Origin of the sequence: Bordetella muralis (assembly GCF_965139205.1) — a bacterium.
GTDB lineage: Bacteria > Pseudomonadota > Gammaproteobacteria > Burkholderiales > Burkholderiaceae_B > Bordetella_A > Bordetella_A muralis.
The window spans coordinates 602-10489 of sequence record NZ_CBCSIU010000048.1; the positions used below are offsets into that span (position 1 = coordinate 602).

Here is a 9888-nt window from a genome sequence, read left to right on the forward strand (position 1 = left end):
GCGCAGGCGGCCGACCGGCCACGTGAAGCGCCAACACGGTCACTGCCCCGCCTCGACGTCCAATAGCACTCATATCCCATCCACCCCCCTAGACACCCACCAGAACAGCTTGGCAAATACGCCCGCTACTGCCGGGCCATCCGCACATCCCGAGGTGCAGACTCCCCCGTATTACTGCGCCACGGATTGATATCCAGTCCTCCGCGCCGCGTATAGCGCGCATACACCGTCAATTGTTCGGGACAGCAAGCGGTCATGATGTCGGTGAAAATCCGTTCCACACAATGTTCGTGAAACTCCGCATGATTGCGAAACGACACGATATAGCGCAGTAGCGCGGCGCGATCCAGCGGCTGGCCACGGTAACGGATTTGGACGCTGGCCCAATCGGGCTGACCGGTGACAGGGCAGTTGGATTTCAACAGGCGCGAGGTCAATGTTTCGGACACAGCGGGACCGTCGGCGCAGCGCAAGAGCGCAGCATCTGGCGTATAGGCGTCAATCTCGATATCCAGCGCATCCAGATTCTCGCCCTCGAGTTCGCTGATGGTCAGCGCGGCGAAGCGTTCAGGCAGGATCAAATCCACGCCGACATCGCCGCCCGCTGCGGCAGATAGATCGCGCACCAGGTGATCTCGCAATTGCTGTGCGCTATCCAGGCGGGTTTGGTTGAACGAATTCAAATACAGCTTGAACGATTTGGATTCGATGATGTTCGGGCTGTCGGCGGGCACGGTGAATGTGGCCATACCGATCTGAGGTTTGCCCTTGCGATCCAGCCACGAGAGCTCATAGGCATTCCAGATATCCACGCCGGCAAAGGGCAGCGTTGCGGACAGATTCAGGCTGGCGCGATTGTGCGAGCGCGCAATAGGAAAGAGCAGGCTGGCGTCGTATTGCGACGGGTAGTCGACATGATGGCCCAGCGGGGCATTGGCTAGAGACATGGAGCAGCGATCAGGAGCTACGTTGAAGACAACGTTCGGAACCTGCATTTTAGGCCCTTCGGAAAGCCTGTTTTTTCATATGGTGAAAAGCAAGCTGCGCCATATGAAAGTGGCTGCTGCACAGCAACGATAGTCCATTTCATAGATGGCAAAGTCGTTTCACAATACAAAATTAAAGTTTTAACTATATGATTTAAAAGAAAAATATTTTTAGTCTTGTATAAGATTTAATCGCGCCTTGCTCCGCAACATAGGCATAGACTTTTATCCAACGCGGCGCTGAATGATCTGACGCAATACCGGTGGAATCACTCCCAGTTTGAGTCTCCGGTTCTTCGTTCGGTTAACCCTGGTGCCTGCTACTGAATTCAAGTTTTTCTCTGTGTTTCTTCTCTTTGTGCCTTTTGTTTTTTCAGGAGCATGTCATGAGCAATCGCGAAACCGAAATCCGTAATCTGCAGAAAGACTGGGCGGAAAACACCCGGTGGCAGGGCATCAAGCGCAGCTATAGCGCCGAAGACGTCATCCGTCTGCGCGGCTCTGTGCCGGTAGCACATACGCTGGCCCATCGCGGCGCGACCCGTTTGTGGGAACTCCTGCATAGCGAGCCCTTTGTGAACTCGCTGGGTGCGATGACGGGTAACCAGGCCATGCAACAGGTCAAGGCCGGTCTGAAGGCCATCTATCTGTCTGGCTGGCAGGTCGCCGGTGACGCGAACTTGGCGGGTGAGATGTATCCCGATCAATCGCTGTATCCCGTCAACTCGGTGCCGCAAGTGGTTCGCCGTATCAACAACGCCTTGTCGCGTTGTGATCAGATCCAATGGATGGAAGGCAAAAACCCCGGCGACGAGGGCTACATCGACTATTTTGCTCCGATCGTGGCCGATGCCGAGGCTGGGTTTGGCGGCGTGCTCAACGCATTTGAACTGATGAAAGCCATGATCGATGCGGGCGCTGCTGGCGTGCACTTCGAGGATCAATTGGCATCGGTAAAGAAATGCGGCCATATGGGTGGCAAGGTTTTGGTGCCCACCCGTGAGGCCGTGTCCAAGCTGGTGTCGGCTCGTCTGGCTGCCGACGTCATGGGCACCCCGACCGTGGTGCTGGCCCGTACGGACGCGGATGCCGCCGATCTGGTGACGAGTGACGTGGACGAAAACGATCGTCCGTTCATCACTGGCGAGCGCACGGTGGAGGGCTTTTTCCGCACCAAGGCCGGTATCGATCAAGCCATCTCGCGCGGTTTGGCCTATGCGCCGTACGCGGATCTGATCTGGTGCGAAACCTCGACGCCGAATCTGGAATACGCCCGTAAATTTGCCGAGGCCGTGCATCGTCAATTCCCGGGCAAGCTGCTGGCCTATAACTGCTCGCCTTCGTTCAACTGGAAAAAGAACCTGGACGACGCGACGGTGGCCAAGTTCCAGCGCGAGCTCGGCGCCATGGGCTACAAGTTCCAATTCATCACGCTGGCCGGTTTCCACGCCCTGAATTACGGCATGTTCGAGTTGGCACATGGCTATGCCCGTCGCCAGATGAGCGCCTTCGTGGAGCTGCAGCAAAAGGAATTCGCCGCTGCCGACCTGGGCTTTACCGCCGTCAAGCATCAACGCGAAGTCGGCACGGGCTATTTCGATGCGGTCACGCAGACCATCGAGAGCGGCAAGTCGTCCACCACGGCGCTGACCGGCTCGACCGAAGAGGCGCAGTTCCATCATGACGAGCCCGCGGCGCAGGCGCGTGCGGCTTGATCGGATACGGATCGTCTGAGTTTTAGTTTGCTGTAGTAGGGTGGTTAGGGATGCCTGCGGGCATCCCGTTTTTTTTGCCGCCGGGCCGCCCCAAGGCAAAAACGCCCCCTCGGGGGCCAGCAAGCCGAAGGCGCAGCGTGGTTTTTTTTAGTGTTTAATCCCATGCTGGCGTGCTGCTTTCAAAAGCATTGCCGAATGCCGCTCGTGGTGACCAGCGGTGCGCCTGGGAGTATGGATGAGAATTAGCAGTGCGGTGCTGTCGGCGATGGCGCTATTGGCGGCAGGCAGTGTACAGGCCGATGCGTTGGACGCGTTCTACAGCAATCCCGTTTATCGAGCCGGGGCGAGCGACACCTCTTGTGAGACCTTTCCGCAAGGCATTCCAACGCGCCTGAACGATACGGATACGCGCGCGCATGCCAAGGTGATTTTGAACGGCGGTGGCGCGATCGTCATGACGCAAGGCGCAGACGGCATTCCTCGCAGCCACTATTTCTATCTGAAGAAAGCCAGTTGCGATTGGCTCGAACTGCAGGTGAAAGAGGACAGCGATCCTGATGCTTTCGCTGCCGAGCTCGCTGCGAAATACGGCTCGCGCATTCATTTTCAGAGCGCCCATGCAGAGCGCATTGTGCGTGACTACCGCGTCGATTGTGCTCCCATGAGAGCGCAGCGCTATGTGCCGCTGATCAACGTGCTGTACTACAGCTTGTCCACGATGAGCCGGCCGGATCTTTGGTTGGAGCTGAATGTCGAAGACCACGATGGCGAGATTCAATTCGTCAACGTGATTCGCAATGCAAAACGGCCGGAGGGCGAGCGCGTCGAGTTCCAGCGTTCGAGTTTGCGTATCGACACAGCCGGCAAAATGTCGCGGCCCGGCAATGCTACGCAAAATATATTTGACCAATTATGTGCCGGCTTTGATGGCCCGTACTGGCGCAGCAAGCATTCTGGTTGAGCGTCTGCGCAGTGCCAATGCCAATGTAAGAGCCTCTGTGCCAGTGCAGCCAGTCGCTGGCGCCAGCGACTGGGCTATTCGCAGAGGATCGCGACGGCGACTGGAGATGAATTAGTTGCTGAAGCGAAGCTCAGATACTTACGTGAGACCCATGCGTCGCGCATGCGCCGCCTTGGCGCCCGATAGCAATGCCTGCACCAAGCGGTTTTCCTGATCGGATTGCCGACAGACGAATGCCATCTGCCTTGCCGGCCCCTGTTTCCCTAGAGACAGCACGCGGACCGGATGCACGGCATATACCTGCGCCCCGGGGTCCGGCAGAACAGAGACCCCCAGTCCTTCGGACACCAGTGCGGTCAACGCGGCCAGGGACTGCAGCTCCAGCCGGCAGCGCGCGTGGGGAGCGTGCCGGGCGACATAGCGCGCCGCCAACCCGCCGCCGATCGTGGTTTTGTCAAAGCGGATCCATTCGTGTTGATGCAGCAGCTCACTCAGCGAATCTTCAGTGGAGTCTGGCGGCGCAATGGCGACCAGAGGTTCCCGGAATAGGGGGGTCCAGGCCAGCCGGCGTGAGCCGCCCGATTCGGGTTGGGTCACGACCGCCGCGTCCAACTCGCCGGTTTTGAGTTTCTCTACGAGTTCGACAACGCGCCCGCGTACTAGACGCACATCCAGTTGGGGATAATGCTCTCGCACCCAACGCAGCATCGGGGGCAGGAGTGTGACCTGCAGCGGCTCGATGATACCCAGCCGCACCGTACCCGATACGGTCGGCGAACTGCGGCGGCGCAGTGCGTCCAGCTTGGCGAACGTTTCGCGCAATACCTCGTCGACCTCTTCGGCAAACGCATTGGGCCGCGCCTGCAGGGCAGAGCGGTCAAACAGCGGTTGGCCAAAATATTCCTCCATCTGCTTCATCTGCAGACTGACCGCGCTGGGAGACAGGTTCATGTCCGCCGCCGCTGCCGCAAAACTGCCGCCACGCAACACAGCGCCCAGCGTGCGAAAGGCTTCGATTTTCATGAGAAAAACTCACTTGGCGGATTAGGATTCCTCACTTTATATCATCAGTCTACTGGCCTAGTATTTGGGCCTGGGCTCGGCGTGACGCCCAGCGTGCTACACCACTACATCAGTGGCTGCATGGCCTAGGTGCTGGATTCGAGCTCTGTTATAGCAAGGGCCGTTCTGGACGCCCGGCGGCTGCGCCCCTTTCTTCCCCGGCATGGATGCCGTGGTTTCTCGGAGCAATGAATGAGAAGCAAACTTTTCGTCCCGGCCTCGCGGCCCGAGTTATACGCCAAAGCCTTGGCGGGGCAGGCGGACTCCTTGTCGTTTGACCTGGAGGACTCGGTCGCGGCCGATCGCAAAGACGAGGCCCGCCAGCAGTTGGCGCAATGGCTCGCCTCGCCCGAGGCGCAGGCCACGGAAAAAACGCTGATCGTGCGGGTCAATGCCATGGATACGCCGTACTTTTTGGCGGATGTGCGGGCCGTGGCGCGTCCGGGACTGCAGATGCTGAACCTGCCCAAGGCCGAGGACGTGGAGCAAATCCGCGAAGCCGCACGCGTGCTGGCCGAGGCCGAAAGCGCCAATGGTGTGACACAGCCGATCCGTCTGCTGCTCAATATTGAATCGCCGCGCGCGTTGCGTTGTGCGGCCGATCTGGCCGCCGCCGATCCGCGCGTGGCGGGCCTGCAACTGGGCTTGGGCGATCTGTTCGAGCCGCTGGGGATTGCGCGGCGCGAGCCCAGCGCGGTCAAGCAGGCCATGTTTACGCTGCGGTTGGCTGCCGGCGAGGCGGGCGTGTTTGCCTATGACTCCGCCTTTGCCGACATTCGCGACGCCGAGGGTTTTCAGGCCGAGGCCGAGTTGGCGCGTCGTTTGGGATTTTTAGGCAAAAGCTGCATTCATCCCAGTCAGGTCGCCTTGGCGAATGCGGCGTTCCGCCCGAGCGACGAGGAAATCGCCCATGCTGTACGCGTGGTCGAGGCCGCGCGCGATGCTGATGCCCGAGGTGTCGGCGCCTATGTGGTCGATGGAAAAATGATCGATCCGCCCTTTGTGCGACGTGCCGAGGCGATTGTGGAAACGGCAAAGCGTTCGGGCTTGCTGCCGTTGTGATTGGCGATAGCTACGAGACAGCGTAATGACTTTATCTACCCCCGATTCCTTGACGCCACAGGGCCAAGGCCCATTGCATGGTGTTCGCGTACTCGACCTCAGCGCGTATATCGCAGGCCCCTATGGCTGCTCGCTGCTGGCTGACCAAGGCGCCGATGTCGTCAAAATCGAGCCCCCCGTTGGCGACAACCTGCGTAAGTATCCGTCTTCGCTCGAATCCGAGAGCCGCGCATTTCTAGGCGTCAACCGCAGCAAACGGGGCCTGGCGCTGGATCTGAAACAGCCCGAGGCTCAACAGATCCTGCGCGATCTGGCCAGCCGCGCCGATGTTCTGGTGCATAACTTTCGTCCCAGCGTGCCGGCTCGATTGGGCATTGCCTACGAACAATTGCAGGAAATCAATCCGCGCCTGATCTATTGCGCGGTGACGGGCTATGGAGACGCCGGGCCATTGAAAGACAAGGCAGGCTACGATCAGGTCCTGCAAACCATGACCGGTATGTGCGCAATGCAAGGCAAGGCCGACGGCCCACCCGAGATTCTGTACGGCTCTGTCGTGGATTATTACGCGGCGGCGTTGGTGGCCTCCGGTGTTTCGTCTGCTTTGTACGAGCGTGAACGCAGCGGACGTGGACAATACGTGGGCGTATCGTTGTTGCGCAGTGCCTTGACCATGCAGTCCGCCCGCATGATCTGGGCAGAAGGCGAACCCCGCGAAGTCGGGCGCGACATGCGCTCGGGCGGCATCACCGGCCTGCATCCTACACGCGAAGGCTATCTGTATATCTCGGCAAACACGCCGCATTTCTGGGCGGCATTGTGCGCGAAAACCGGCCTGGACGAATTGGCGGCAAACCCGCGCTATGACTCGGTGCGTAAACGCGCCGAGCACCGCGATGAGATCGTGCCTCGCCTGCACGAGGCCTTGCAGGCGCGCAGCGCGTTCGAATGGGAGGCCCTGTTCGGCGAAGAAGTGCCGTGTGCGGCCGCCCGTACTATCGAAGACATGTTCGATTTTCCGCAGGTGCAGGCCGAGGGCATGGTGGCGAACTACGAGCATCCGGTGGTAGGGAATTACCGCGGGTTTGCGAATCCGATCAAATATGGCCGCACGCCGGGTCCTGCGCCGTTTGCGGCACCTGCCTTTAGCCAGCATGCCGACGATGTGTTGGCGGAGTTGGAGCTGTCGTCCGAGCAGATTGCCGCATTGAAAGCGCAACGGGCTGTGCTCTGAGGCGGCGGCGCTCCCCTTCGGTGCGAAGGGTAGCCGGCTTCCTAGACTATCGTGGCATGACCGGGCGAGGACGGCTGTTTGCGTCCTCGTCAGGCCGTAGTGGACCCCGCTATCGTTGCTTGATAGCGGGTGATTAGTCAGTTTGGCGGAACAATGTTCCCATTTTTATGGAACGACGCGCGGAAATTGAACACGTAAAATGACCGGGTCAAACGCCACATAGAGGTCCGCGTGCAACCCGTCATTTCCGTACAAGGCCTATCCAAGACCTACGCGTCAGGGCATCAGGCCTTGAAAAGCATCAATCTGGACATCCAGCGGGGCGAGATTTTTGCCTTGTTAGGGCCCAATGGCGCGGGCAAGACCACGCTGATCAGCATCCTGTGCGGCATCGTGACGCCGGGGCAGGGACGTGTACTGGCCGATGGCCACGACATCGTGACCGACTATCGTGCGGCGCGTGCGCGCATCGGGCTCGTGCCGCAGGAGATTTCCACTGACGCGTTTGAAAACGTCTGGAATACGGTGACCTTCAGCCGTGGCCTGTTCGGCAAGCCGGCCAATCCCGACTACATCGAAAAGATCCTGCGCGATCTTTCTCTGTGGGAAAAAAAGGATACGCGCATCATGGCCTTGTCAGGCGGCATGAAGCGTCGCGTGATGATCGCCAAAGCGCTATCGCACGAGCCCGATATCCTGTTTCTGGATGAGCCGACGGCCGGTGTCGACGTGGAACTGCGCCGAGGCATGTGGGACATGGTGCGGCGCCTGCGCGAGAACGGCGTCACCATCATCCTGACCACGCACTACATTGAAGAAGCCCAGGAAATGGCCGATCGTGTCGGCGTGATCCGCAAGGGCGAAATCATCGTGGTCGAAGAAACACAAAAGCTGATGAAAAAGCTGGGCAAGCGGCAATTGACCTTGACGCTGAAAAACACGTTGCCGTCCGTTCCCGCGGCGCTTGCAGCCTACGGCCTGGATCTCGTCGCCGATGGCTATCAACTGGTCTACACCTACGACAATCAGCACGAAGGCGGAGAGATCGCCCGCTTGCTGCGCCAATTGGATGAGTCTGGAATCGAATTCACAGATCTGAGCTCATCCGAAAGCTCGCTGGAGGACATCTTTGTGAGCCTGGTGAACGCCTGACGCAGGCGTTTCTCGCATCGCCCATGAATGCCGAGCTTATTCGAGGTAAATAATGAATTTCTATGCTATTCGAGCCATCTATTTATTTGAAATGGCCCGCGCGCGCCGCACGCTGATGCAGAGTGTGGCATCGCCCGTGGTATCCACTGCGCTGTACTTCGTCGTGTTCGGCTCGGCCATCGGCTCGCATATGGTCGAGATCGAGGGCGTCAGCTACGGGGCGTTTATCGTGCCCGGCATGATCATGTTGTCTCTGCTGACACAGAGCGTGGCCAACGCGTCATTCGGCATCTATATGCCGCGTTTTTCCGGCACGATCTATGAAATCCACTCTGCGCCGATTTCCTACATCGAGATCGTGATCGGCTACGTGGGTGCCGCCGCGAGCAAGTCCGTCATCTTGGGACTGATCACGTTGGCGGTGGCGCGTTTGTTTGTCGAGTTCCACATTCAGCATCCATTCTGGATGATAGGTTTTCTGATTCTGACATCAGTGACCTTCAGCCTGTTTGGTTTCATCATAGGTATCTGGGCCGACGGATTTGAAAAACTGCAGATTATCCCGCTGATGATCATCACGCCGCTGACGTTCCTGGGCGGCACGTTTTATTCCATCAACATGCTGCCGCCTATTTGGCAGACCTTGAGCCTATTCAATCCCGTCGTTTATCTCGTCAGCGGTTTCCGCTGGAGTTTTTACGGTGTATCGGATGTCAGCGTATCCATCAGCCTGGGGATGACGGTGGTGTTCCTGATCGTCTGTTTGATCGCAGTGCGATGGATATTCCTGACGGGGTATCGTTTGAAAACGTAACTCAAAGGAGGCGGCACATCATGGTATGGGACAAGGTTCAAGCATTGGTGTTTGACGTTTTTGGCACGGTCGTGGATTGGCGCAATGGTGTTGCGCGCGAGGCCGAACCGTTCTTGGCGAAGTATGGGCAAGGGCGGATACAACCCCTCGCGCTGGCAGATGCGTGGCGCCGCCAGTACTCACCCTCCATGGAGGCCGTGCGCAGTGGTCAGCGGCCGTTTGTCCGTCTGGATGTGCTGCATCGTGAGAATCTGGAAAAGGCGCTGCGCGAATTGGGCGTGAATCCCGACGAGATTCCGCCCGCAGAGTTGGACGCGTTGAATCTCGCCTGGCATTGCCTGGACCCATGGCCCGATTCGGTAGCGGGCCTGACGCGCCTGAAAACACGCTACATCATTGCACCGCTATCGAACGGCAATATCCGGCTGATGCTGGACATGGCAAAACGCGCTGGCCTGCCATGGGATGCGATTCTGGGCGCAGAGGTCGCGCAGGCCTACAAGCCTACGCCCCAAGCCTATCTGCGCACCGCTGATGTGCTGGGCCTGGCGCCCGATCAGATGTGCCTGGTCGCCGCGCACAATAACGATCTGGCTGCGGCGCGTCAATGCGGTTTGAAAACGGCATTCGTGCGCCGGTCGACCGAGCACGGGCCGGATCAAAAGAAGGATCTGGTGGCTGAGCAGGACTGGGATGTAGTGGCTGACGATTTTGGACAGCTGGCGGATCGATTGTTGGCCTGAGGTAGGGGTGAGTTTCGCGTTGCGTGGGGGAGGGGGCTGAGTGCTATTGGACGTCGAGGCGGGGCAGTGACCGTGTTGGCGCTTCACGGAGTCGGTCGGCCGCCTGCGCGTCCGACTGCCGCATCGCTCGTCTCGTCCGGCCCCTTCGGGCCTNNNNAC

General features: G+C 59.0%; 8 protein-coding genes and 1 pseudogene. 7 read left to right on the forward strand and 2 right to left on the reverse strand.

Annotation, left to right across the window (positions count from 1 at the left end; translation table 11 throughout):
* Positions 1-125 precede the first annotated feature (125 nt).
* Positions 126-947 carry an NADPH-dependent 7-cyano-7-deazaguanine reductase QueF gene (queF, locus tag ACNA0I_RS26555; protein ID WP_415809020.1) on the reverse strand — a complete coding sequence of 274 codons (822 nt, stop codon included), beginning with the start codon at positions 945-947 and terminating at the stop codon, positions 126-128.
* Positions 948-1372: 425 nt separating this feature from the next.
* Here queF and aceA point away from each other — a divergent pair, with 425 nt between their 5' ends.
* Entirely contained in the window at positions 1373-2701 is a 1329-nt protein-coding gene (aceA, locus tag ACNA0I_RS26560; RefSeq protein WP_415809021.1) for an isocitrate lyase, read from the forward strand.
* A gap of 235 nt (positions 2702-2936) precedes the next feature.
* On the forward strand, positions 2937-3662 hold the full coding sequence (locus ACNA0I_RS26565) for a hypothetical protein (RefSeq protein WP_415809022.1): 726 nt from the start codon (positions 2937-2939) through the stop codon (positions 3660-3662).
* A 138-nt stretch (positions 3663-3800) separates the two neighbouring features.
* Here ACNA0I_RS26565 and ACNA0I_RS26570 read toward each other — a convergent pair whose 3' ends face one another.
* Positions 3801-4685: a LysR family transcriptional regulator gene (locus ACNA0I_RS26570; protein WP_415809023.1), complete on the reverse strand. Its 885-nt coding sequence runs from the start codon at positions 4683-4685 to the stop codon at positions 3801-3803.
* Between the two features lie 231 nt (positions 4686-4916).
* Here ACNA0I_RS26570 and ACNA0I_RS26575 point away from each other — a divergent pair, with 231 nt between their 5' ends.
* The 5 genes and pseudogenes from ACNA0I_RS26575 to ACNA0I_RS26595 form a co-directional block, all read left to right on the forward strand.
* Entirely contained in the window at positions 4917-5786 is an 870-nt protein-coding gene (locus ACNA0I_RS26575) for an HpcH/HpaI aldolase/citrate lyase family protein (RefSeq protein WP_415809024.1), read from the forward strand.
* Between the two features lie 25 nt (positions 5787-5811).
* Entirely contained in the window at positions 5812-7020 is a 1209-nt protein-coding gene (locus tag ACNA0I_RS26580) for a CaiB/BaiF CoA transferase family protein (protein ID WP_415809025.1), read from the forward strand.
* Between the two features lie 231 nt (positions 7021-7251).
* Positions 7252-8172 (forward strand): ABC transporter ATP-binding protein, encoded by a 921-nt coding sequence (locus ACNA0I_RS26585; RefSeq protein WP_415809026.1) that lies wholly within the window; start codon positions 7252-7254, stop codon positions 8170-8172.
* A 52-nt stretch (positions 8173-8224) separates the two neighbouring features.
* Complete coding sequence (locus tag ACNA0I_RS26590; RefSeq protein ID WP_415809027.1) at positions 8225-8986, forward strand: ABC transporter permease; 762 nt, start codon at positions 8225-8227, stop codon at positions 8984-8986.
* Positions 8987-9021: 35 nt separating this feature from the next.
* Positions 9022-9729 (forward strand): annotated as a pseudogene (locus ACNA0I_RS26595) (haloacid dehalogenase type II); the annotation flags it as partial.
* Positions 9730-9888: the final 159 nt, after the last annotated feature.